Source organism: Legionella jamestowniensis, from assembly GCF_001467745.1.
GTDB lineage: Bacteria > Pseudomonadota > Gammaproteobacteria > Legionellales > Legionellaceae > Tatlockia > Tatlockia jamestowniensis.
The window spans coordinates 1,591,120-1,614,559 of record NZ_LNYG01000013.1; the positions used below are offsets into that span (position 1 = coordinate 1,591,120).

The window sequence follows — 23,440 nt, forward strand, 5'->3', positions numbered from 1 at the left end:
GTTAATGCTGGCTGTGGCACTACCAATCCCAACTTATATACAACATTGCATACGAATAATTTAGGCGGTTTTGGCAATCTTGTCTACTGGAGTTCTACCGAGAATTCCGGCAATCCTACGTTCAACGCCTGGGTCCAGGACTTCGACACTGGCATCCAGGGTGACGGAGGCTTTAAGCCGGATACTCACCCGATTAGGTGTGTTCGAACTTTTACCCCTTAACCTCCTTTATCCCTTTCTTTTTGAGGCAGCGCAGCTGCCTCATGATTTTTAAATGAACGATTTGGATTTTGGTGAAGAGCTTTCTACTTGAGGTGTTTTAGATGAGCTGGAGTGTGTCGATGAAGCTGATATCATTTAATAGGCAAGCCCTGGTAAGTGAGCTTTTAGAGCACATAGGCAAACAGGTGTCCGGACTGCCTTAATACCAGCTGATAAGCCAGAATCACATTTTATGGAGCGTGACGCGATTCTACATTTTTCTCCTGCACAGAAGTGGATGCCAAAAAAAATTGACAGTATTAATCATTTAGGATGAGATGATCTTTTTAATTTTTGGAGAAGCCGATGTTATTGGAGAGAGAACAATCTTGCGTATTACTTATTGATGTTCAGGAAAAATTGGCTCCCCATGTAAAAGAGCCTGAAAAAATACTAGAGCGTTGTGCCTGGATAATTCGTTTGGCTACAGAATTAAAGATACCTATGTTGGTAAGTGAACAGTATCCAAAAGGATTAGGTCATACTGTTGAACCTTTAAAATCATTGACGGCACATTATCAAACCAATGAAAAAGTCCATTTTTCTTGTTTTCGAGAGTCCTCTTGTAAGCAAAATCTTGAGTCTCTTGCAAGAAAGCAACTTGTTCTGATTGGAATTGAAACCCATGTTTGTGTCTTGCAAACAGCAATGGATTTAAATAAAGCCGGTTATGACGTATTTGTTGTAGTGGATGCTGTAAGTAGCAGGGCAGAAATTGATCACAAATACGGATTAAAGCGTATGAAGCAGGCGGGTATTCAGCTTGTCACTTCTGAAATGGTTTTTTTTGAGTGGGTGGGACAAGCTGGAACAGAGGAATTCAAAGGATTGAGTAAAAATTACTTAAGGTAATTGCATCGTTTAAAAATAGCATAAGGAATAATAAATGAATCTGGATAATCAAATTGCTGTAATTACTGGTGGGGCTTCCGGTATGGGGAAAGCCTGTGCCGAGTTATTAAGTTCTCACGGTGCCAAGGTTATTATTTGGGACAAACACACAGAACATACCCTTAAAGATGTAGCCTTATCGGTAACTTGTGATGTAAGTGTGGCTGAAGAAGTTGAACAGGCGATACAAAAAACAATCAATGAAGTAGGTAGACCACGAATTTGTATTAATTGTGCAGGTATCGCGCCTGCCAAACGTATGGTAGGTAAAGAAGGCGCTATGCCCTTAGCCGATTTTAAGCGCGTGATTGATATCAATTTGGTAGGTACTTTTAATGTTATGCGTGTGGTGGCCGAAGCAATGACCCATTTGGAGCTTGAAGCAAAATCACAAGAAAGAGGAGTGATTATCAATACCGCTTCTATCGCTGCGTTTGAAGGTCAAATCGGGCAGATGGCCTATAGTGCTTCAAAAGGCGGGGTGGTAGCGATGACTTTACCAGCAGCCCGTGAGTTAGCACAATTTGCTATTCGCGTTAACACCATAGCCCCAGGTCTTATTGCTACGCCGTTATTGTTAAATATGCCTCAAGAAGTGCAAGATAATTTGGCGGCAACGGTAACCTTTCCAAAGCGACTGGGAAAACCTGAAGAGTTTGCTGCATTGGTATTACATCTTGTTGAAAATCGATTAATGAATGGTGAAGTGATTCGGCTCGATGGGGCATTACGAATGCAGGCGCGCTAATCTTTCCTGTTTATACGACTAATCTTCTGCAATTTTATGAAAAATTGCAGAAGTTTATGAACTAAGAGAGCTAGAGATCGAGTTTTTTCTCGTTCTTTTGACTTTCATCGTTCTTGGCCCCATTAGGAGGTGATTGAAAGATTGAGGAGAATTTTGTTAGCATTTCAACAAGTGGGATTGCATCTGATTGAGCGTTTTCAGAAAGCACTTCACCCTCACCATCCACCTCAGGTAATGCCTCCATAAAGCGAGTAAGACTATCCTGCAGGAGAGAAAAACTGTTTAGCATTTTCTCCAGCTCTTTAGTTGCCGTTTCAAATTGCTTTAATTCACTACTCAGTTTTTGCGTTTTTTCTACATGGTGTTGCAAATCATATTTTTTTTCTAATTCACTAATTTCACTGAGAAGTGTTCTTTGTTGTTTATCAAGGTTTCGTTGCGCTTTATTCGATTTCCCTACTATTACAGGGCGTCGGGTAATTTCCTTTTGTAACTCAGTAAGCTCAATTTTTTTATTAATCAGTAATAATTGGCCTTGCATTTGTTCAATGGTATCCTTTCTTACTTGTTCGAAACTATCTATCGTAATGCCTTGCTCGACTAATAGTTTATCAAGAGAATCCAGTGTATTGGCAACTTGACGCTGCGCGGATCGAGTTCTTCCTTTTCCTATCATTTGTAATAGTCTTTTACTGGAGGCATCCAGTTGGGCTGATAAAAGCATAATTTCAGGATCAGAACGAAGTTTTTTAATTATTTTACTTAAATGTCTTTCTACAAATTCATCGGATTTTTTCTGATAAATTTTTCCAGAGGCAGTGTTTAAGTCGGGTTGCGATAAAAAATTCAGGCGTGAGTTGCAGTAATCAATCTCTTCCAAAATAGACTCACTTTTATCCTGAGACAATTGATTGCTACTTAGGCAATGCTTAAGTAACAAGCGTAATTCTTTTAAAAACTTGACTGAATCAAGGGTCTTATCCCTATTCGCCAATAATGCTTCCTTAAACGGATGGTTGGGTACTGACATGATAGAATAGGCAAAAGGAAAGCCATTTGTATCGCCCATGCAAAGTGATGCGCCATGTTTGAGAAGAATGGATAGGCAATCTCCCATGGATGATTGGTGACTATGCAGATCAAAACACACCTGAATAGCAGAGGGGTAGGTTATATTTTTAATGGTAACCGGTTGATTGTTAAGGTTAAAATCACCATAGGTTAATATAAAATCTAAAAGCTCATGATTTCTTGTCTGTAAACTAAGGTTAAGGTACTTTTCATCCAGTAAGTGATGCCAGGAAACTAATTGCTTGGCCAAGTCAAATTTTTTCTCAAACAACAGGGTTGGAAGTACTTTTTCACCCAACGATTGAGTTTCACGGTAAAGGCTTTGTAGTTGTGCAAATACTGTCAAATTCTGCCTGTTTTGTTTGTGTGTTAAAGAAAATGCCTGAATCCGTGACAGAAAATCTTCTAATTTTTGAGCTTGAAGAGTTCTTTCCAGATCTTTAAGTAATTTCATTTCAGCGTCTAGACCTCTAAACTCCTTCATAAATGTATTAATGGGCTTCCGAGATTTTTTCCCTTCTGATTGCTGAGTTGAATGAATGCTTTTACCTTTCTTAGAAGATTGATTTGTTTCTTCCGACTCTGAAGAGTTATCCTTTGTGGGCTCAAAAGGAGAACTCTTCTCTGCGACATCGATAATATCTGAAGGCTCTATAGCAAGCGATTTTTGGATGTTTTGGAAAAAATGCAGATTTTTTGAGTATAAGTTATGTCTAACCAGAGGAGTCAAGTCTGTTAAAACCCCGCAAATATTGTCCAGTATACCCACATATTCTTCTGTATGTTCTTTCCCTTGCTGTAATAGCTCCGCGGCTTCTTTTTCAAGTGCTGCAAAATCGACTTCCAATTGTTTAACGGTTTCCTTGTGTTTTTTTCTTAATTGAGCAATAACGGGTCGCACGTGGGTGATTGCTAAATTAATAAATGCATCTTCTAACCGAGGTGTTTCAATTGGCGTATAACCAATTTCCTCTTCTTTTGAAAAACTGGCGTTCATAGTAAGTTCGTCATTTGCATTGAAATACACATGGAGGCGAAAAACTTCCCCCTCAGCGTTGGTGAAGTAAGCGGTGTAATGGTATTGACTTAACTGGGGGTTATCTCTGCGTTCTGTTTCATAAATGCTTATATGGTGATTCAGTAATTTATAGGCCTGGCTTTTATCCCTAAGCTCTACTTTGGTAGGGGCTAACTCAAGACGATAATAAAGACTTTCTTCTTTATTCCTATCAAGAACGACTTTGGTACATTCAGAGGTAAAAATATCTTTAGTAAAATGGAGGCCAATAAAATTAAAGAGTGTATTTTTTGACATTGGTTATACCCTGTCTATTGAGGTGGGACAAAGTATAACCATAAATATTATTGTTGTGCAATTATTGATTACAATTTACAAAAAATATTTCCTTTGCCTTCAAATTAGGCTTTTTGATGACTATTCGAGTCGTTAGAGGATTTTACCCCACCGGAAGCAGTATAAACGCTCGTTGTGTTATCAGGTGTTTGACCTGTAATAGTATTAATAATTTCCTGGCGCGTATACATGTTGCTGGTGATTACTTGTCCATTGATCGCATTTAATTCGCGACAACGAATTAAATTTTCAGCAAGTTTTTCGTTTAATGCCTTAATGTGTTGTGCTTCCTGGGTAGAGCTTTGAAGTAAAAAATCCTCAAGCGTTTGCTTGGCAGATTTGATTTGCAGGTTTAATTCTAATAAATCTGTCCGGATTTGAGTGGTTTGTTCAAGTTGATTGGCAATTGCTTGTTTTTTCTCTGCTAATATTTCCAGCAAATCAAACTGACGCGCTATTAAAGCATTTTTTTCTTCTTCTAAAATTGCAATAAGTTGTTCGACCAATTTTATTTCTTGCTCTAAAGTCTGAATAAGCAGAGCGGGCTTTGTAGTAGTCATTTATGGAAATCCTTTTATAGGTAGCATGGAATGTTTTAAATTCGATTCTCAAATTTTCTGCTGCTCAGATTTTAATATCATAAATAAGCTTTTTTCTTATCATGCTAAATCGTAGGAATTAAGCCATTTCGATATCCTGAAACATCATTGAAGCGATTTGCTTGCTGTTCATTTGATAGCGGCCACTGGCAAGTTCTTCTTTCAACAATTCAACACGATTGCTATCAATTTCAGGAGCGCTCAAAATAACTTCTTTTAATTTGTTGAGTTGTTTTGAAAAATTACTTAAATTCACCTGGTTACTCTCATCAGAATGGGATTCTGGAGTAACAGATTGGTTTCGCTGTAATCGACTCTCTGTATCCAGTATTTTGTAAGGATTCGAGTCATTAATTGGATTTACCATAACATTACTCTCAATTGCGCTCATGATTGTTATCGGCTCCTATTAATAAAATCTTTAGAATAATTTCATACTTTTACCTATACCACACTTTAAAATTCAAGTCATCTTTTCAGCTAGTACATCAGGGCAAGATCATATCATTTTGGATTAATTTAATTTGACACCGCCAGCTTGCACAAAATATCGTCCTCCTGAGTATCCTAACTACATGGTGGCAAACATCAAAAAGCTGATATCCCGAACATAGGGAGGGAGCTGCTTTGTATCAGGAGATGTCTCACTACGTTCGACATGACGTAGGTTTTTGGGAGCAACGCGAAGGCCCTATTCTTGTAAAGATCAAGATTTATCTGCAGCATTAAAGTGAAACCCGAACTTGCCTTTTAGCGCTCACCTGGGCTTCAATAATTTTTTTTGACGAAAGGTTTTTCACGCGAATCAGGTCGCCAGCGGCTCCATCATTTAAAGCAATCCCTTCCATGGTCACACTAAAGTTTTCACTTAGGGCCTGGATAGCAATTCGCTCGCCTTTTCGAACCAAAGGCTCTGCCTGCAAAAGATGGGGAGTAATCACATTTCCCTGGGCAATGTTTGTTTTACAAGCCTGGTTAATCACATCACTCGTTTTATCAAAATATCCCTGCTTTAATTGGCTGATATCTACTTCCTGGATTTCCACATCGTCTTCGTTAATTAAAGTTCCTTTAAGTAATGGATGTTTCGCAGTAAGGACAAATTTTTGCACGGTTATTTTAACGGGTACAAAAAGTGTCCAGCGATTCTCTGTCTCCTGGCATTTAATGCCCATTGTGTTGGCGCGTATGACTGGAATTTGATAAGGATTAAATACTTCAAGGTGATCATCCTGGCAAGCTTTTAATTTGAGTCTGGAGTCAATTTTATCAACGGTTACCTGAATTTTGCTGTCTTGTTGCGTGGCAAGCGAGGCAAGGATATGTTGTTCAATTTTTTCTTTGAGCAAGTCTAAGGATTGAACATTTTCTGTGGCATATAAAACATTGTGTGTAAAAAATAGAAAAAAAACTAGAATAACCTGTTTCATTGGGGTAGTCTCATTAACCAAATTTACGTCTTACTGCCTTTAAGCAAGATTTGGGCCAGTTTTGGAGATGAGATGTTTTTATATCGAGTCCTTTTAGTGGTATTAGGCTGCTGTTTTTGTATCTGTTCTTATTCGGCCAGTCATCGGCCTGAAGAATTGTTACAGTCAATTAAAGGGCAACCTAATGAGGGTGGGAAAATTGTTGAACATTTCTGTGCTAGTTGTCATGCAGTTAAACCGTTAATACCTGTAGGTGCTCCTCGTATGGGGAAAAAAGAGGATTGGGAGTATCGTTTCAAACAAGGATTCAATCAATTATTCCAACATACTGAAGAAGGATTGAATACAATGCCACCGCGTGGCGGATGCTTCGAATGTTCGGATGAACAACTGATGTTGGCTATTGAAGCGATGTTGCCGACGGACTTGGGAAAAGCTTTTGTAACCAACAAAAAGAACATAAAATAATCAAATAGTTAAAAATATTTATAAAAAAAGCTAAATTTATTCAAAACTCTCCCGATAACATAAAAAAAAGAGGGAGGGTTAACCAATGAAAAAACAACTTCTCATTGGGCCACTGTGTGTGTTAACGGTCGGTTGTGCGATGGATAGAGATTCAGTCGTAGACGATGCTGGCCATGTTCACTATACAAGGAGTTTTGCTTCTGATAGCAAGGGCAGCTTTCATTTTCCAGAGAAAAGGGCTGCTACTGGTCGAAAAGTATTTATTTTTGACCCTAAAGCAACTGCATGGGCTGCCTATGATGCAGAGGGTAACCGCATAAAAACTGGTAGCGCCTCTGGAGGCAAAGATTTTTGTGAAGACGTTGGTAGACCTTGCCGCACTGTAACAGGAACTTTCCGAATTTATTCCAAGAAAGGAGAGGATTGTACTTCCAGTCTTTATCCTATTGAAACCAATGGCGGGGCAAGAATGCCTTATTGCATGCATTTTAATGGAGGATACTCCATTCATGGTGCCTATGAAGTACCTAATTGGAATGCAAGCCATGGATGTATTCGTGTATTGCCTGGAGCAGCTAAATGGTTGAACCAGGAGTTTATGGATATTGGTACAACTGTAATTGTAAAGCCTTATTAAATGAGGCTAACTGCACCTTCAAGGAAACTGCGAACACTGTTTTAACTTGATTGCAGCAATGCGTCACTCCAGTTAACTGAGTTCGCAGATTATTTAGTATCACCGTATTTTGGTTTTGAATAGTAGAGAAATAGAATCGGGTCATTGCGAGCGTCAGCGAAGCAATCTAGTACGATCTTTAGCAAGGCTCCGTTCTGGATTGCCTCACTTCGTTTGCAACGACGACATAAAAAATATTATCTTGTGCAACGCATATTGGGCATCAAACTATCAGGTTTTAGACTCTAAATAATTTTTTAGTAAACGGTTTACGTCATCTGGATTGGCTTGTCCTTTTGTCTGTTTCATTACCTGGCCGATAAAAAAAGCCAATAACTTGTCTTTACCTGCACGATAATCAGCCACTTGCTGTGGATATTGATTGATAATTGACTTAACAACCTCATCGAGTAAATTAGCATCTATGGTTTGTGACAACCCTTCTTGCTTAATGATTTCATCCACATCCTTTTCTCCAGCCCATAGGTGTATAAAAATTTCTTTTGCAATTTTGGCCGAAATAGTTTTTTGGCTCAGATAATTAAGCAATAGGGCAATGGATGAAGGAGGGACTGGTGAATTTTCAAAATCAAGATTGGCTTCATTAAGAGCCGCTGCATGGGTACCTTTAAGCCAGTTGATAATTATTTTTTCATCGGCAATTGTTTGTGCTTTTACCGCCTGGAAGAATTTATAGTGTGCAGGTGAGGCTAATAAAAAGTTAATATCTTCTTGGTTTAAAAGTTTATTTTTAAGAAACGTTTGCTTAATTTCTTCCGGCAAAGGGGGCATTGTTTGTTTGATTTTTTCCAAATCTGCTTCGCTGATATGTAGAGGCAAGAGATCGGGATCGGGGAAATAACGGTAATCGTTTTCATTTTCTTTGCTGCGAAGGGGATAAGTCGCATTGGTATCCGGGTTATATAATCGCGTTTCCTGGTGAATGGCTTGACCATTCTCTAATAAATCTTGATGCCGGGCCTGTTCATAGGCAATCGCTTTTTCAATAAAACGAAAGGAATTTAAATTTTTAAGTTCAGTTCTTACCCCAAGTTGCTCAGAGCCTCTGGGTTTAAGGGAAATGTTAACATCACAGCGAAAAGAACCTTCCTGCATGTTCCCATCGCAAATTCCAAGAAAGCGCACCAACTGGTGTAATTTTTTTAAATAGGCCACTACTTCTTCAGCGGAAAAAAGGCAAGGCGCTGTCACTATTTCTAATAAGGGGATTCCTGCACGGTTTAAATCAACTCCACTGTAATTAGGAAAAGCGTCATGAAGTGACTTCCCCGCATCTTCTTCCAAATGAGCCCTAACAATAGAGACTTTTTTTTCTCTGTTGTTGTCCAACTCAACCATTAAATAACCATGTGAGACGATAGGTGCTTGAAATTGGCTTATTTGATAACCCTTGGGCAGATCAGGATAAAAATAATTTTTACGCTCGAAGTAAGAGTGCTTATTAATTTGGGCATGGATAGCCAGTCCAAATTGAATGGCCATATAAACTGCTTTCTGGTTAAGGACTGGCAAAACACCGGGTAGTCCTGCATCGATAAAGCTGGTTTGTGAGTTGGGTGGGGCACCAAAAGCAGTTGCCGCAGAAGAAAACAACTTTGACTTTGTTTTTAATTGCGCGTGAACTTCAAGACCTATCACTGTATCCCATGCCATAAATCACCCTTTATAGGTTGGCCTGGCTTGGTGCCAGTCAGTACGTTGTTGATAATAATGGGCTATATTGAGAAGCTTTGCTTCGTCAAAATAATTGCCAATTAATTGCATGCCTATTGGCAACCCTTCACTAAAGCCTGCAGGGATTGAGAGAGCGGGTAAACCTGCCAGATTGGCAGCGACGGTGAAAACATCCGCTAAATAATTTTGTATCGGGTCATTAATTTTTTCACCTATTTTAAAAGCACAGGTAGGCGTGGTGGGGCCTAAAATAATATCAACTTGTTGTAATGCATCTTGCAGTTCGAGTTGAATTAATCGTCTTATTTTTAAGGCTTGTAAATAATAAGCATCAAAATAGCCCGAGGAGAGCACATGGGTGCCTGTCAAAATTCGCCGTTTGACTTCCTCGCCAAACCCCTCATTACGTGAATTAATAATCAATTCGCGTACGGATGCAGCTCTGGCGCTGCGATGCCCAAAACGTATGCCATCATAACGCGATAAATTGGATGAGGCTTCAGCACAGGCAATGACATAATAACAAGGCACCCAAAGTGGTTGCAGCGGTAGGTCAAGTTCAATAATTTCTGCCCCTTGTTGCTGAAAAATTTTTACGGCAGCGTGTATTGCCTCCTGCACTGCCATATCCACTTCTTTCTGGAAGAAACAGGAAGGCAAGCCAATTTTTAACCCTTCTAAGGGATAAGAAAGACTGAGTAAATAATCTGTCAAAGGTTGATGGACTGAAGTGGAGTCCTTGCTGTCAAATCCTGCCATTGCCTGTAAAATGATGGCTAGATCTTCGGCGCTACGCGCCATAGGGCCCGCCTGATCTAGACTGGATGCAAAAGCAACCATTCCGAATCTGGAGATTAAGCCATAAGTAGGTTTTATCCCTGAAATGCCACAAAAAGCAGCAGGTTGTCTAATAGAGCCCCCAGTATCAGAGCCAGTTGCGAAGGGAATGAGTCCAGCTGCTACGGCTGCAGCAGAACCTCCGGAAGATCCTCCCGGAACCCTGTTCGTGTCCCAGGGATTGCGAACGGGGCCAGAATAGCTATTTTCATTTGCTGAGCCCATGGCAAACTCATCCATATTGGTTTTTCCTACGACAACAACACCCTCTTTTTCAAGTCGCGAGACGATAGTCGCTTGATAAGGAGACTGAAAAGAAGCCAACATTTTTGAGCCGCAGGTCGTGGGAAATTTTAAGGTGCAAAAAAGATCCTTATGTGCCATGGGAATGCCTGTCAAAGACCTACCCTGACCTGCGTGAAGTAATTTATCAGCCTGGGATGCAGTATTGAACGCGTTCTCTTCACTAACCGTGATAAACGCGTTGAGAAGTTTGTTTTGCTCAATACGACGTAGAAAATATTGGGTTAATTCGACACTAGAAAAGTGTCCATGTTGCAAACCATAAGATAATTCTTTTAGAGAATAGTGATGCATCTGTTATTGTCCTGACTCAATAATTTTGGGAACCAGATACAAATTCTCTTCGAAAAGTGGCGCAATCTCTTCCAATTGCCTGCTACAGTCTTGCTCCTGCACTTCATCTGGTCTTAAACGCTGGTGCAAATCGAAAGGATGAAACAGTGGGGCAACTCCCGTTGTATCGACCTGCTTTAATTGTTCAACAAAATCCATGATGGCATTAATTTCTTCCGCTAACTTTGTATTTTCACTGGGTTCTGCGTCCAGATAAGCAAGCTGTTCAATGCTTTTTAAATCATCGCTTGTAATTGCCATTTTTTTCCAGAAAAGCCATCTTTTAGGGACTAAGATACATTTTTTTCGCAAATGATAAAAGAAAAAACTTAAGGGACATTGCTCCGTTTAAGAATATTGGATATACAAGTTTAGTTGTATGTAGACAAGTAACTACATTCATTCTAATATTGTAGTTACGTAGCTACAAAGAGATGATTATGACAATTTCAACATTTACTAGCCGTGAGTTTAATCAAGATGTCAGTAAAATAAAGAAAGCAGCAGCACAAGGCCCTGTTTTTATTACTGATAGAGGACATCCAGCCCATGTACTTTTAACAATCGAAGACTATTTAAAATTATCTAAAACTAAAGAAACTATCGTTGACTTATTAGCTATGCCTGATGAGACAGATATTGAGTTTGAAACACCCAAAATAAAAGGGATTTATCATATAGAGGAGTTTGATTAATGTATTTAATGGATACCAATGTTGTATCTGAAATAAGAAAAGGTACAAGAGCTAATGGTAATGTAATATCATGGACTAAAACAGCTTCCACAGCCTCTTTATTCCTATCAGTAATTAGCATACTAGAAATAGAAATCGGAATTTTACAGAAAGAACGTCAAGACCCATCTCAAGGCGCTATTTTACGTACCTGGCTTAATTCCCATGTACTTCCTGCTTTTTCAAAGCGCATTATAAACATTGATATTACAGTAGCCCAACGATATGCAAAACTTCATATTCCAGATCGTCGTTCAGAAAGAGATGCCTTAATCGCTGCTACAGCGTTAGTTCATGGATTTGTAGTAGTAACAAGGAATGTCAAAGATTTTGAAGAAACCGGAGTAGAACTTCTTAACCCTTGGGAAAGCAAAAACTAAAACGAATACCTTGCAGAGCCCCTGTTTTACAGTAGAATGGTTTACCATGTTTTTGGATGGGTGCATTATGTTAGAGCAGGTAAAAACGGCGGGGGGTATTTATATTGAATATGAACAGCATTGTTTGGTTTATGAAAATGCTATAGAACCACTTCTTGAGCGGCTGGATACTCAACGAGGTGCATTGTTTGCGTCGAGTTTTGAATACCCAGGACGTTATACTTGCTGGGACATTGGTTTTTATAATCCTCCTCTAGCTATAATTTGTAAGGCCCATACCATCCAATTACAGGCACTGAATAAACGCGGCGAAGTCCTTTTGGGAATTATCCACCCTGTTTTATCGGGTTGCGATGAATTATCAATTACAGGACATTCAGAGCAACGTTGCACCATCGAAGTGAAACCTGGGAAAAAAATATTTAGTGAGGAAGAGCGTAGTCATCAGCCTTCAGTGTTTACGGTATTGCGCAAATTATTGGCTTTTTTCAAATCCGATGAACCTTATTTAGGGTTTTATGGGGCTTTTGGCTATGATTTAATTTTTCAATTTGAGGCTTTGGAGCAATGCAAACCTCGAGCGCAAGAGCAGCGTGAGATGGTTTTATATCTTCCAGATGAAATTTATGTGGTGAATCATCGTAAAGAAGAAGCATTTATTCGGCGTTATAATTTTCAATTTCAAGGTAAATCAACTCAGGCTTTACCACGAGAGGGGGAGTTTAAAAATTACAAGCCAGAGCTAAAACCTGCGAAAAATTGTGATCATGCTTCAGGTGAATATGCCAAACTGGTAGAGGTTGCTAAACAACGTTTTGCCTGTGGCGATCTGTTTGAAGTGGTTCCCAGTCAGACTTTTTATGCGCATTGTTCCGAACAACCCTCTGCTATATTCAGTCGTATGCGCCGCCTTAATCCTTCTCCCTATGGATTTTTTATTAATTTAGGAGAAGATGAGTACTTGGTAGGGGCGTCACCGGAAATGTATGTGCGCGTACAGGGCAAACGGGTAGAGACCTGCCCAATTTCTGGCACTATAAAACGCGGTGCTGATGCAATAGAGGATGCTCATAATATTCAACTTCTTCTCGAGTCGGAAAAAGAGGCTTCTGAGCTAACCATGTGTACTGATGTTGACCGAAATGACAAATCGAGAATTTGCGAGGCTGGCAGTGTACGCGTTTTAGGACGCCGGCAAATTGAAATGTACTCCCGTCTTATTCATACCGTTGATCATGTTGAAGGCATTTTACGAGAGGGTTTTGATGCGGTCGATGCTTTTCTTACTCATATGTGGGTTGTCACCGTAACCGGTGCCCCTAAACTTTGGGCTATGAAATTTATTGAAGAACATGAAAAATCACCACGACGTTGGTATGCGGGTGCTGTTGGTTGGTTTGGTTTTAACGGTAACTTAAACACAGGGCTTGTTTTACGAACCATGCGTATACAACAAGGAATTGCTGAGATTCGTGTCGGAGCAACCTTGCTGTTTGATTCGGACCCTCAAGCCGAGGAACAGGAAACGCGTTTAAAAGCATCCGCATTTTTAGATATGTTACAAAAGCCTGAAACCAAATTAACCACTGCTTCTTTTTTAACGACCAATGGCTTGGGCAAACGTGTTTTGCTGGTGGATCATCAAGATTCGTTTGTGCATACTTTGGCGAATTATATACGTCAAACCGGTGCTGAGGTAGTTACAGTACGCAATGACTATGCGTTAGAGTATTTAAAAAGTGAGCCTTTTGATTTGGTACTGTTGTCACCTGGTCCTGGGAGGCCTGCTGATTTTAAAGTGTCAGAAACTATTGATGTCGTCCTTAAAAATAAGTTACCTTTATTTGGTGTTTGTTTGGGGTTACAAGGGATTGTCGAGTATTTTGGCGGTAAACTAGATACCCTAAGTTATCCTATGCACGGAAAAGCTTCTGAGATTGAGGTTAAAAATAATGCCGGTCTTTTTGCAGGATTAGGTTCTTTGTTTACCGCCGGTCGTTATCATTCGCTTTATGCTCGGTTGGAGCAGTTGCCTGCGGAGCTTGAAGTAACTGCCCTTAGCAAAGATGGGATTGTGATGGCAATTGCACATCGTTCCCTCCCCATCCAGGCTGTGCAATTTCATCCAGAAACGATTCTTTCCATGCCAAATCAAGCCGGGTTAAAAATAATAAATAACCTCATGGGAATGATAAGTACCAATGCGCAATAAAATTTTAACGCTCTATTTTGTAGCCATTATTCTCGGTATTCTTACCGGAATAGTAGGGTCTTTTTTTCAGTTAGCTGTGCAGTATGGATATCATTTGGTTGCTTCGATTGTACAAACTGCACACACACAGGCTGGTAAAACGTTAGTATCGATTGCTATTTCCACTGTCTTAATCTTTCTTGCCTGGTTTTTAGTGAGAGGTTTTGCCCCGGAAGCTTCAGGTAGTGGCGTACAAGAAATTGAAGGGGCGTTATTGCACGAGCGCCCCATTTTGTGGCGGCGCTTGTTGCCTGTTAAATTTATTGGTGGTGTGATGGCTATCACCGCCAAAATGGTGCTTGGACGCGAAGGACCTACCATCCAAATGGGAGGAAATCTTGGTGAGATGCTGGGGGAATTTTTACATTTATCTCCGAAACGCTGTGATGCCTTAATAGCAGCCGGTGCTGCTGCTGGATTGGCCACCGCTTTTAATGCGCCATTGGCGGGTGTACTTTTTGTGCTGGAAGAAATGCGCCGTCAATTTAATTTTTCCTTTACAAACTTCAAGACGGTAGCGATTTGCTGTGTAATGGCCACCATTACTTTGCATTTTATTATCGGTCCTCAGCCTGCCATTCCTATGTTCGTTTTTTCTTTGCCTAGCCTGAAATCCCTCTGGCTTTTCTTCATTTTTGGCATTTTAATTGGATTTGTTGGGCTTTATTTTAATAAAATTTTGATGGCTACCTTGGCTGCAACGGATAAATTATCGGCCAAAATGCGAATTATGTATATCTTATTGATTGGTATTCTTGTTGGATTTTTGGCACAAAATTTTCCCGAAACAGTAGGCGGAGGTTATGAAATCATTGAGCGTTCGCTAACCATGACACCTTCCTTCACTGTTTTATGGCTATTAATTTTTATTCGATTTGCAACGACAATGATTTGTTACTCTTCTAGTGTACCTGGAGGAATTTTTGCACCGATGCTTGCTTTAGGTACTTTGTTAGGCCTGGCTGCCGCTGGTATTCTTCATTATGTGGTTGATGATGTCACGGTTCAACCGGGTATGTTTGCTGTAGCTGGAATGGGCGCTTTATTTTCGGCTGCAGTTCGGGCACCAGTTACAGGTATTATTCTGGTAGTAGAGATGACACAAAACTATTCTTTAATTTTACCACTGATGGTGAGTTGTTTAACATCAACTACTATTGTACAGTTGGCGGGTAATAAACCAATATATACCCAACTGTTAGCACGCACCTTAAAAAAAAGCCAAACAGTTGTTGCCAGTGAGTATAAATAGCGTCTTCCAGCGTGTGCCGTAAAAATTTGTCCTAAATTGAAGTAGGAAAAAAATGCCCCAAAGTAACACAGATAATAAGGTCACCATTAAAACAGTGCGGAAAGGAGTACTTGCAAATCTCGTAAATAAAGGACAGGAACTTTTTACAAAAATCACTGACTATGGGAATGGAGTAGTCAATCTTTATCGTCTAATTATAAATCACAACGCCGCCAAAGACCCAAATGCCTTTCATAAATTGCTGGATGAGCAATACAATAAAATTCCAAATGACAAGCTTAAAGTATTAACGATACCTATTTTTTCTCCCACCAAGTCCCAAGTGTGTGATCGAGTGGTTGCTATTGGTAATCCTGTAATCCTGCAAGCACTTCGCCGCATACCGCGTGCTGAAACAGTTTCTCCTTCCTATTTTGAAACACATCCGGATATTCCTAAAATAAGTGGTGGCAGGGCGTTTGGCTCAGTACTTGAAGCGATAGGCATGGGAATTTTAAGTGCAGATAGTGAAATCCATACACCTTTTATACAGGAAATGATTTCTACCCTAACTATTAAATCGATTGATGACAATGAAGAAAAATTTATCGACAATGAGTATAAAAAAAGATTTATAAAGGTCATTAAAGAGGAAACGGCTCAATTAATTTCTGCAATACGAGATGCTGCAGAATCCAAGCTGGGGGAAATTTGTTATCTTGATTTTCGCTTTTATGCATTAAAAATCTTTTTAAGAGGTTTTTATCCTAATGCTACCTGGCACGACAACTGGATAAATGAACTTTCTCAAGAAATTGAAACTATTTCCGATATGGCGTTTAAATGTATGGTAAACCCTCATGCTGATTTAAACGCGTTGCGGGCTGAGGCCAATAAGCGTCTAAATACCTACATCGACAGAATCATGTTAGAAGACCAAACGTTTTATCTGCGTGAAAATTATGTGAAAAGTACCGATAAAGAGTCTCTAAGACAAATTATAGTGTCTTTGCTTTTTGCTGGTGGTGACAACATTAAAAAATATTTAGATCATGTTTTTGTGGAATTTGGTAATGACAAAATTCGTGAACGGTATTTGTCTAGAACTCCAACAGCAGAAGAGCTTAAATTATACATTACTGAAGTGGGACGACTGTACACAACAATTTATGCCCAGCCCGGTGAAGCATTGGAAGACTTTATAATCGAGTATAAGGATGAAATTATTCATATTAAAGCCGGGGACAAACTTCATTACAGCACTTGGATTGCTAACCGTGATACGCAAGAGTGGGGGCCTTTTGCCAATGAATTTAAGCCAGAAGAGAATCAACAACAGTATACCAGATTACACCCCTTAGCTACGTTTGGTGATGGTTCTCGTGTATGCCGAGGAAAATCAATTACGTTGGCAATTATTGAATATCTAACTGCCAACGTGCTCGAGGAGTTTAGATGGAAATCTTATGTAGATGGACAAGACAATAGTCATCCTACTGAATTTAACTTCAATAATGGTGTGCAAGGAAAACCAGGTTTTACTTTCATGGCAGTAAAAAGACCTCAGTTAGGGAGAGATAGCAAGAACGCAACCAGCGAAATGATAGATGGTACTATTCTTCCAAATTGGCGTATAACTGGAAATCCAGAGGGTAGAGCGAGTAAAGCAGGCAAATTTAAACAGCCGCTCCAAATACCGGATAATTTGTCAATCCAGCAGCACGAGCATCCATTAAACTATAATTGTTAACTGTTTGCATACCGCGCGCTTCTTGTGCGTTATGCAAATTTACTGCATTGTTATTACAATTTTCCCAAAATGTTCATTATTTTGCATTCGTAAGTGGGCTTGTTCTATTTCTTCGAAGCCAAATTTGGAGTCAATAACAGGCATGATATGTTGATTTAATAATGCCGTACCCCATTGATGTTGTGCTGACTTCCATAATTCAGCTTTCTCGGTCAATGATTGTGAACGCAAAACAAAACCATTAATTTGCAATCGCTTCTGCATAATCCGTAGTAGATTCATTTCCACTTGGTGGCCTTGCATGCAGGCAATCTGGATAAGTTTTCCTTGTACTTTTAGAAGATTAAGATGTTTGGAAAAATAAGGACCACCTATAAAATCAACAATAACATCCACGGCGCACTCACCTAACACTGCTTCAAAATCATCTTGTTTATAGTTAATAAGAGCGATTGAAGCTAATTTTTTAGCTTTGAGCATTTTATCCTGAGTACTAGTAGTGCTGATTATTTTAGCACCTTGTAAGTTAGCCATTTGAATGGCAAGGGATGTGATTCCACTTCCCGCAGCATGAATTAATAAACTTTGTTCTTGTTTTAACTGGCCCAACAAAAAAACGGTAGCATGTACGGTTATTAATGCTTCAGGCAATGCAGCGGCATGTTCATAATCCCAATTGGCAGGAATTCGCTCTGCCAGATGCTGATTAACACAGCAATACTCAGCATAGCCTCCACTACCAACAAGACCGTAAACAGCATCACCCACTTTAAAACGTGTGACTTCATCCCCTACAGCAATAACATCCCCCGCTATTTCTAGCCCAGGTATGTCAGACTCACCGGCAGGTGGAGGATATTTGCCTTGACGTTGTAATAAATCAGCACGATTGACAGCCGTTGCTTTTACTTTTACAAGCAGTTCTTCTTTTTGACAGACAGGAAGTGATTGCTCATTCATGATTAATCGACTTTGTGGACCAGAATTTTCTATTAAAATGCAACGCATAGTATTGCCGAGAGCTTTTGTTTAACCAATTGTAGCCTGGTTGCCTCTTAAGCGGCAACCAGATCAGGGTAAACACCAACCTACATTACCTGTCATATAAGTATTTTATATGGTTTATATACAAATAAATCGTTTCTGCAGAAGCCCAAAATTACATAAAAATAAAGTTTAATGTTGCAGAAAGGGCAATAATTTAGGGCTATGAACCATGAAAGAAAAATATGAGCCTGCAGAGCCTGGACTCCAAAACTTACCTCCGGAAATTAAAGTAATAGTTCTTAAGTTTCTTGATATTAGATCAAAGCTTGCTCTATCACATACAAGTTATGATTGGCGCGACTTAATTCTAAACTTGCCAGATGCTAATGAAATAACGAATACATTATTGCGTCTTGACAAAAAAAGACATCATCATATGACAATACAAATCATGTCGAGAAGAATGACAGCAGATTCAGCAGCTAAACTATTTGAAGAATTACTCTCTCTTAGTATACCTTCGGCCTATGTGTTTTTAATCATCATACACACCACACCGTTGTCTTTATTTTTTGATTCATCTGAAAAAAGAGGTGCAATATTTGTTTGTGCGGTAGTTATTATAGTGCTTGCCACAATGTTAGCCATCGCTGATGATCTGGTGCATTATCTTAGTGAAAGTGACGTAAAAGCTGAGAAACAGTATGCACATCGCCGTACTTTTCAATTTTTTACCCAACCTAAGCAAACTACTTCGCAAGGTTCTATACCGACCGATACAAATTCGCAGGAAGAAAGGAAGGAGCTATCATAGGAATTTATCCTACGTGAGACATACAAGACGCATAGTATTCTATTAAAGCTCGCCAATTGAAAACCGTTCGTTATATACTGCAAAACAACCAGGTTATTTAATTGTTTAATGGCTAACTATACACAATATAAAAAACTGGCTTTGATACTTATCTTGCCACAATTGCTTGTCACGGTTTTATTTTTTATTTGGCCTGCACTGAGTGCTGTTATTCAGGCATTTTTCTTTAGTGATGCGTTTGGTATAAATAGTCGATTTGCTGGATTAACCAATTTTTTTGATTTGATAAAAGATCCTGGTTATCTACAGGCTGTCTATGTCACTTTTTTAATTGCTTTTTTTGTGACCTTATTGACAATGGGGCTGGGTTTATTCTTAGCGGTGCTTGTTCATGCGCGACAGAAAAGCCAGGGAGTTTATAAAGCTTTATTTCTATGGCCTTATGCCGTGGCGCCGGCAATCGCTGCCATACTGTGGCGCTTTTTGTGTCAACCAGCAATAGGTTGGCTAACCCATGCACTGCAGCATTTTGGTATTGCTTTTAATTACCTTACTAATGCCAAACAGGCGTTGCTTGTAGTAATATTAGCCGCGAGCTGGCAACAATTAAGTTACAATTTTTTGTTTTTCTTTGCAGCGCTTAAAGCAATTCCTTCTTCTTTAATTGATGCAGCAATTATTGATGGGGCATCCGGATGGAGGCGGTTTTGGCAAATTATTTTTCCACTCTTGTCGCCAACAAGCTTTTTTTTGTTAATAATGAATTTAATTTACGCGTTTTTTGACACATTTGGCATCATTGATGTAATGACCAATGGAGGGCCTAACAACAGTACAACCACCTTGGTGTATAAAGTTTATAAAGATGGTTTTGTGGGGTTAGACCCGGGAAGTTCCTCGGCGCAGTCGGTTATGTTAATGTTTATGGTTATTGTGCTCACACTAGTTCAATTTCGCTACCTTGAAAAAAAGGTGCATTACGAATGAAAATTTTAATGCGGATTCTAAACCATGGTTTGTTAATTTGTTTCGTATTGTTATTATTTATGCCGCTTTATTTAGCATTAGTTGCCGCCAGTCATGAAGGAACTGCTATGATGCAAGCGCCACTTCCTGTTTGGCCAGGGCATAGGCTGTTTGACAATATTAAGACGGTTTTAACGCAAGGAATCGCAGCGACCGGAGGACAACCGATATGGCAAATGCTAGTCAACAGTTTTATCATGGCAGTATTGATTGCAAGTGGTAAAATTATATTGGCTTTGTTGTCTGCGTTTGCTTTGGTGTATTTTCAATTTCCTCTAAAGGGTGTATTTTTTGCCTTAATTTTTTCTACCCTAATGTTACCGGTGGAAGTGCGGATAGTTCCTACCTTTCAAGTGATTGCCACGTTTGGTTGGCTGAACAGTTTCGCTGGATTGAGTCTACCATTAATGGCCTCTGCGACGGCAACTTTCTTGTTCCGTCAATTTTTTAAAACTATCCCCAAAGAACTGGTGGATGCAGCAACGCTTGATGGGGCAGGGCCGCTGCGTTTCTTTAAAGATATCCTTTTACCTTTGTCGAGGACACAGATTGCAGCATTATTTATTATTCTTTTTGTGTATGGCTGGAATCAATACCTTTGGCCCTTACTTATTACTACCGATAGCAACATGTCAACCATTGTAATGGGGATCCGTTATTTAGCTGGCGTTGCAGATCAAATTCCGCAATGGCACTTTATTATGACCATCGCCTTAATTGCCTTATTACCTCCTTGTCTGGTTGTGCTGGTGATGCAACGGTGGTTTGAAAGGGGGTTAATCCATTAATGTCCACTGTAAACTTAGTTGACGTAAGTAAACTCTATGGCCAGCAACTCATTCTGGACAACATCAATTTAAACATTGAAAAGGGTGAATTTGTAGCAGTAGTAGGACCCTCAGGATGTGGGAAATCGACATTATTGCGATTGGTAGCAGGTCTTGATACGGTAACAAGTGGTGCTATTTTAATTAATAATCAATGTGTTAATAAAATTCCTCCTGCCAAGCGCGATATGGCTATGGTTTTTCAAACCTACGCTCTCTATCCTCACATGACGGTTTTTGAGAATATGGCTTATGGTTTGAAAATGAGAGGGATGATGACTAAGGATATTCAGCAGCGAGTTAATGAGGTGGCAACGATGTTGCAATTATCAGATTATCTGCAACGCAAGCCTCTCTCTTTATCAGGCGGACAGCGACAACGTGTGGCGATGGGGAGGGCAATTGTGCGCTCACCTGCCGTATTTTTATTTGATGAGCCACTTTCCAATCTTGATGCAAAACTGCGCACAGAAATGCGCTATGAAATTAAAAAACTGCATCAACAACTAAACACTACCTGCTTATATGTCACTCATGATCAGACGGAGGCCATGACGATGGCATCAAGGGTGTTAGTGCTTAATAAAGGCAAGGTAGAACAGATAGGTGCCCCCCATGTACTTTATAATCAGCCTGCCTCTGTATTTGTTGCAAGTTTTACAGGCCATTATCCGATTAATTTTTTACCAGCAAGAATTGATTTAAATAATCAAAAAGTAGTTACTGAGCTGGGAGTAACATTTCCATTGCCTTTCTTAAGCGATTCGATTTCCTGTGGGACGGAAGTTGTTATAGGTATTCGTCCTGAAAATTTACGAATTTCTAAAAAAGATGAAACCACAGCCTTACCAGTAAAACTTGAGTTTATTGATGACATGGGGGCCGATAAGTTGGTACAGGCGATTACTTTATGTGGCAAGGCAAAATTTGCAGTACGCGTTCCGGCAGATACTGAAATTATTGATAATCAATTTACCTTGGAACTTGTTGTAAATAAAGCTAATCTATTCCATCAAAAGACAGGATTGCGCCTTGGAGGGTGGCATGGCTGAAGAAAAAAAATTTTTAAGAAAGATTGATGCTCCATTTTATAATTATTTTCAAGCCATCGTCTTGTCTTTTTTTAGCAGGCGTTTGTATGTTGATGTGGGCAAACGGTGGAAAGGATTAGGTGCACTTTATTTGTTACTGGTCATGTTTATAGTGACTATTCCTTTCGGCATACGTATTATCTTCGATTTTGATACATTTTTCGAGCAGCAACTTATTGAGCCTATTAAGCAACTTCCACCCATTTATATTCAAAATGGAAAGGTTTCTTTCGATAAACCCATGCCCTATTTTGTAAAAAATAAATCAGGTCAAGTGGTTTCTATTATAGACACTACAGGTACGGTAACCACTATCGATAATGCTTATCCACATTTAGCGGCTTTAATTACAAAAGACAAGTTTTATTATCGAGTTCCTTCGCCCCAGTTTTTTTTCACAAAACAGCCGAATAAAGAAAAAGACCCGGTATATGTTCAACCGCTCAGTGAAAACATTAACCAGATCTTTGATGGTAAAACCTGGGTTGAATCTTCAGGTTTATTCAAAGTAAAATTAATTTCCCAATTGATTATTTATCCAACTATAGCGCTTGTATTTTTTGCAATTAATCTCGTCTTTTTATTAGTATTTGCGCTGATGGGGCAATTTCTTGCAAGATTGTTTTTTCACCTCACCATTAGTTATAAACAAACATCGCGCTTATTGGCTGTTAGTTTGACACCACAAATAGTTTTCCTTGTATTAGGTTTAACCTTTGATTGGTTATTTCCGGGATTTGGGGTGGTACTGATTATTCTTTTAGCATTTTATTTTAGCTTTGCTGTTATCTCGTTAAAACGTGAAAGTCAGAAGCTGGTGGTTTCGTGAGGGAGTTAATTCATTTTGCTCATGGGAATGGATTTCCCTCACTATGCTATTCACAGTTGCTAAAACAATTAAATAAAAAATATGATTATTGCTACATTGACAAAATAGGGCACAACCCGCTATTTCCCGTTACTGAAAATTGGCATTTTCTTGTCGATGAGGTGATAGCCAGTGTAGAGCTTAAGGCATGCCAACCCGTAATCGCCCTTGGGCATTCATTGGGGGGCGTTTTAAGTTTGTTGGCGGCTATCGAAAAGCCTGAGTTATTTAAAGCAGTTGTGATGATTGATTCACCACTTTTGGGAAGATTTAAATCAAGCATGGTGCGACTGGCCAAAGCCTTAGGCGTGATTGACAGGGTGACCCCTGCTTTTAGGACGCGAAGTCGAAGAGAGCATTGGCAAACTAAAGAACAACTTATTGACTATCTTAAAAACCGGGATTTATTTAAAACATTTACATCGGATTGCTTGCAGGATTATATTGACTATGGTCTAAGAAAAACGGAGCATGGATATATACTGCGGTTTGATCGCCACATAGAGTATTTAATCTATCGAACCATCCCACACACGTTTCATGAGTATGAAGGTAAATTAACCGTCCCTGCGGCATTAATTTATGGGGATAAAAGTACAGTAGTTGACAAGCTTGATATACGCTACATGAAGAAGCATTACAATATAACGAGTGTGAGAATAAGTGGGACTCACATGTTACCAATGGAGTCACCAGAACACGTCGCAAAGCAAGTTTTTAGTGTTCTGGATGCTATACTGAAAAGATGATAACTTTCCCCGAATTGCTTGAAAACCGCTGTCTTCTAAGCCTATTCTAAGAATGTTTTCATTTTT

Annotated in this window: 24 protein-coding genes; 16 read left to right on the forward strand and 8 right to left on the reverse strand. The window is 39.4% G+C overall.

Annotation, left to right across the window (positions count from 1 at the left end):
* The 3 genes from Ljam_RS15540 to Ljam_RS11430 form a co-directional block, all read left to right on the forward strand.
* A partial coding sequence (locus Ljam_RS15540) for a DUF1566 domain-containing protein (protein ID WP_238583720.1) occupies positions 1 to 222 on the forward strand: 222 nt, incomplete at its 5' end.
* A gap of 345 nt (positions 223 to 567) precedes the next feature.
* Positions 568 to 1,113, forward strand: coding sequence for a hydrolase (locus Ljam_RS11425; RefSeq protein ID WP_058450143.1), 546 nt, complete (start codon positions 568 to 570; stop codon positions 1,111 to 1,113).
* 34 nt (positions 1,114 to 1,147) lie between these two features.
* Positions 1,148 to 1,900 carry an SDR family NAD(P)-dependent oxidoreductase gene (locus Ljam_RS11430; protein WP_058450144.1) on the forward strand — a complete coding sequence of 251 codons (753 nt, stop codon included), beginning with the start codon at positions 1,148 to 1,150 and terminating at the stop codon, positions 1,898 to 1,900.
* A gap of 70 nt (positions 1,901 to 1,970) precedes the next feature.
* On the opposite strand, the gene Ljam_RS11435 is transcribed toward Ljam_RS11430, so the two are convergent.
* The 4 genes from Ljam_RS11435 to flgA all read right to left on the reverse strand — a co-directional run bounded on the left by Ljam_RS11435 (position 1,971) and on the right by flgA (position 6,354).
* Positions 1,971 to 4,286: a hypothetical protein gene (locus tag Ljam_RS11435; protein ID WP_058450145.1), complete on the reverse strand. Its 2,316-nt coding sequence runs from the start codon at positions 4,284 to 4,286 to the stop codon at positions 1,971 to 1,973.
* Between the two features lie 104 nt (positions 4,287 to 4,390).
* Positions 4,391 to 4,885, reverse strand: coding sequence for a flagella synthesis protein FlgN (locus Ljam_RS11440; protein WP_058450146.1), 495 nt, complete (start codon positions 4,883 to 4,885; stop codon positions 4,391 to 4,393).
* Positions 4,886 to 5,003: 118 nt separating this feature from the next.
* Positions 5,004 to 5,315, reverse strand: coding sequence for a flagellar biosynthesis anti-sigma factor FlgM (gene flgM, locus Ljam_RS11445; protein WP_058450147.1), 312 nt, complete (start codon positions 5,313 to 5,315; stop codon positions 5,004 to 5,006).
* Between the two features lie 334 nt (positions 5,316 to 5,649).
* Positions 5,650 to 6,354: a flagellar basal body P-ring formation chaperone FlgA gene (gene flgA / locus Ljam_RS11450; RefSeq protein WP_058450148.1), complete on the reverse strand. Its 705-nt coding sequence runs from the start codon at positions 6,352 to 6,354 to the stop codon at positions 5,650 to 5,652.
* A gap of 72 nt (positions 6,355 to 6,426) precedes the next feature.
* Here flgA and Ljam_RS11455 point away from each other — a divergent pair, with 72 nt between their 5' ends.
* Positions 6,427 to 6,822, forward strand: coding sequence for a c-type cytochrome (locus Ljam_RS11455; protein ID WP_058450149.1), 396 nt, complete (start codon positions 6,427 to 6,429; stop codon positions 6,820 to 6,822).
* Between the two features lie 85 nt (positions 6,823 to 6,907).
* On the forward strand, positions 6,908 to 7,459 hold the full coding sequence (locus Ljam_RS11460) for a L,D-transpeptidase (RefSeq protein WP_058450150.1): 552 nt from the start codon (positions 6,908 to 6,910) through the stop codon (positions 7,457 to 7,459).
* Between the two features lie 270 nt (positions 7,460 to 7,729).
* On the opposite strand, the gene gatB is transcribed toward Ljam_RS11460, so the two are convergent.
* The 3 genes from gatB to gatC are packed head-to-tail and all read right to left on the reverse strand — an operon-like array spanning position 7,730 to position 10,927.
* Positions 7,730 to 9,172 (reverse strand): Asp-tRNA(Asn)/Glu-tRNA(Gln) amidotransferase subunit GatB, encoded by a 1,443-nt coding sequence (gene gatB, locus Ljam_RS11465; protein ID WP_058450151.1) that lies wholly within the window; start codon positions 9,170 to 9,172, stop codon positions 7,730 to 7,732.
* 3 nt (positions 9,173 to 9,175) lie between these two features.
* Positions 9,176 to 10,627 carry an Asp-tRNA(Asn)/Glu-tRNA(Gln) amidotransferase subunit GatA gene (gene gatA, locus Ljam_RS11470; RefSeq protein WP_058450152.1) on the reverse strand — a complete coding sequence of 484 codons (1,452 nt, stop codon included), beginning with the start codon at positions 10,625 to 10,627 and terminating at the stop codon, positions 9,176 to 9,178.
* 3 nt (positions 10,628 to 10,630) lie between these two features.
* Positions 10,631 to 10,927 carry an Asp-tRNA(Asn)/Glu-tRNA(Gln) amidotransferase subunit GatC gene (gene gatC / locus Ljam_RS11475; RefSeq protein WP_058450153.1) on the reverse strand — a complete coding sequence of 99 codons (297 nt, stop codon included), beginning with the start codon at positions 10,925 to 10,927 and terminating at the stop codon, positions 10,631 to 10,633.
* A gap of 179 nt (positions 10,928 to 11,106) precedes the next feature.
* Here gatC and Ljam_RS11480 point away from each other — a divergent pair, with 179 nt between their 5' ends.
* From Ljam_RS11480 to Ljam_RS11500, 5 genes are all read left to right on the forward strand, one after another.
* On the forward strand, positions 11,107 to 11,361 hold the full coding sequence (locus tag Ljam_RS11480; RefSeq protein WP_058450154.1) for a type II toxin-antitoxin system Phd/YefM family antitoxin: 255 nt from the start codon (positions 11,107 to 11,109) through the stop codon (positions 11,359 to 11,361).
* Positions 11,361 to 11,780: a type II toxin-antitoxin system VapC family toxin gene (locus Ljam_RS11485; RefSeq protein ID WP_058450155.1), complete on the forward strand. Its 420-nt coding sequence runs from the start codon at positions 11,361 to 11,363 to the stop codon at positions 11,778 to 11,780. The genes Ljam_RS11480 and Ljam_RS11485 overlap by 1 nt, the downstream gene beginning before the upstream one ends.
* Positions 11,781 to 11,847: 67 nt before the next feature.
* Positions 11,848 to 13,992 carry an anthranilate synthase component I gene (locus tag Ljam_RS11490; RefSeq protein WP_058450156.1) on the forward strand — a complete coding sequence of 715 codons (2,145 nt, stop codon included), beginning with the start codon at positions 11,848 to 11,850 and terminating at the stop codon, positions 13,990 to 13,992.
* Positions 13,982 to 15,283, forward strand: a complete 1,302-nt coding sequence (gene clcA / locus Ljam_RS11495; protein WP_058450157.1) for a H(+)/Cl(-) exchange transporter ClcA — start codon at positions 13,982 to 13,984, stop codon at positions 15,281 to 15,283. Before Ljam_RS11490 ends, clcA begins: the two co-directional genes overlap by 11 nt.
* Before the next feature lie 52 nt (positions 15,284 to 15,335).
* Positions 15,336 to 17,012, forward strand: a complete 1,677-nt coding sequence (locus tag Ljam_RS11500; RefSeq protein WP_058450158.1) for a cytochrome P450 — start codon at positions 15,336 to 15,338, stop codon at positions 17,010 to 17,012.
* Positions 17,013 to 17,051: 39 nt separating this feature from the next.
* Here the strand turns inward: Ljam_RS11500 and Ljam_RS11505 are convergent, their stop codons facing one another.
* On the reverse strand, positions 17,052 to 18,020 hold the full coding sequence (locus tag Ljam_RS11505) for an NAD(P)H-quinone oxidoreductase (RefSeq protein WP_058450159.1): 969 nt from the start codon (positions 18,018 to 18,020) through the stop codon (positions 17,052 to 17,054).
* Between the two features lie 208 nt (positions 18,021 to 18,228).
* Here Ljam_RS11505 and Ljam_RS11510 point away from each other — a divergent pair, with 208 nt between their 5' ends.
* From Ljam_RS11510 to Ljam_RS11535, 6 genes are all read left to right on the forward strand, one after another.
* Positions 18,229 to 18,813, forward strand: a complete 585-nt coding sequence (locus tag Ljam_RS11510; RefSeq protein ID WP_058450160.1) for an F-box protein — start codon at positions 18,229 to 18,231, stop codon at positions 18,811 to 18,813.
* A gap of 108 nt (positions 18,814 to 18,921) precedes the next feature.
* On the forward strand, positions 18,922 to 19,800 hold the full coding sequence (ugpA, locus tag Ljam_RS11515) for a sn-glycerol-3-phosphate ABC transporter permease UgpA (RefSeq protein WP_058450161.1): 879 nt from the start codon (positions 18,922 to 18,924) through the stop codon (positions 19,798 to 19,800).
* Complete coding sequence (gene ugpE, locus Ljam_RS11520) at positions 19,797 to 20,627, forward strand: sn-glycerol-3-phosphate ABC transporter permease UgpE (RefSeq protein WP_058450162.1); 831 nt, start codon at positions 19,797 to 19,799, stop codon at positions 20,625 to 20,627. Before ugpA ends, ugpE begins: the two co-directional genes overlap by 4 nt.
* Positions 20,627 to 21,718: an ABC transporter ATP-binding protein gene (locus Ljam_RS11525; protein WP_058450163.1), complete on the forward strand. Its 1,092-nt coding sequence runs from the start codon at positions 20,627 to 20,629 to the stop codon at positions 21,716 to 21,718. Before ugpE ends, Ljam_RS11525 begins: the two co-directional genes overlap by 1 nt.
* Positions 21,711 to 22,586: a DUF1189 family protein gene (locus Ljam_RS11530; RefSeq protein ID WP_058450164.1), complete on the forward strand. Its 876-nt coding sequence runs from the start codon at positions 21,711 to 21,713 to the stop codon at positions 22,584 to 22,586. Before Ljam_RS11525 ends, Ljam_RS11530 begins: the two co-directional genes overlap by 8 nt.
* The gene (locus Ljam_RS11535; RefSeq protein WP_058450165.1) at positions 22,583 to 23,374 is read left to right on the forward strand and encodes an alpha/beta fold hydrolase; all 792 of its coding nucleotides are present in this window, start codon (positions 22,583 to 22,585) and stop codon (positions 23,372 to 23,374) included. Before Ljam_RS11530 ends, Ljam_RS11535 begins: the two co-directional genes overlap by 4 nt.
* Positions 23,375 to 23,440: the final 66 nt, after the last annotated feature.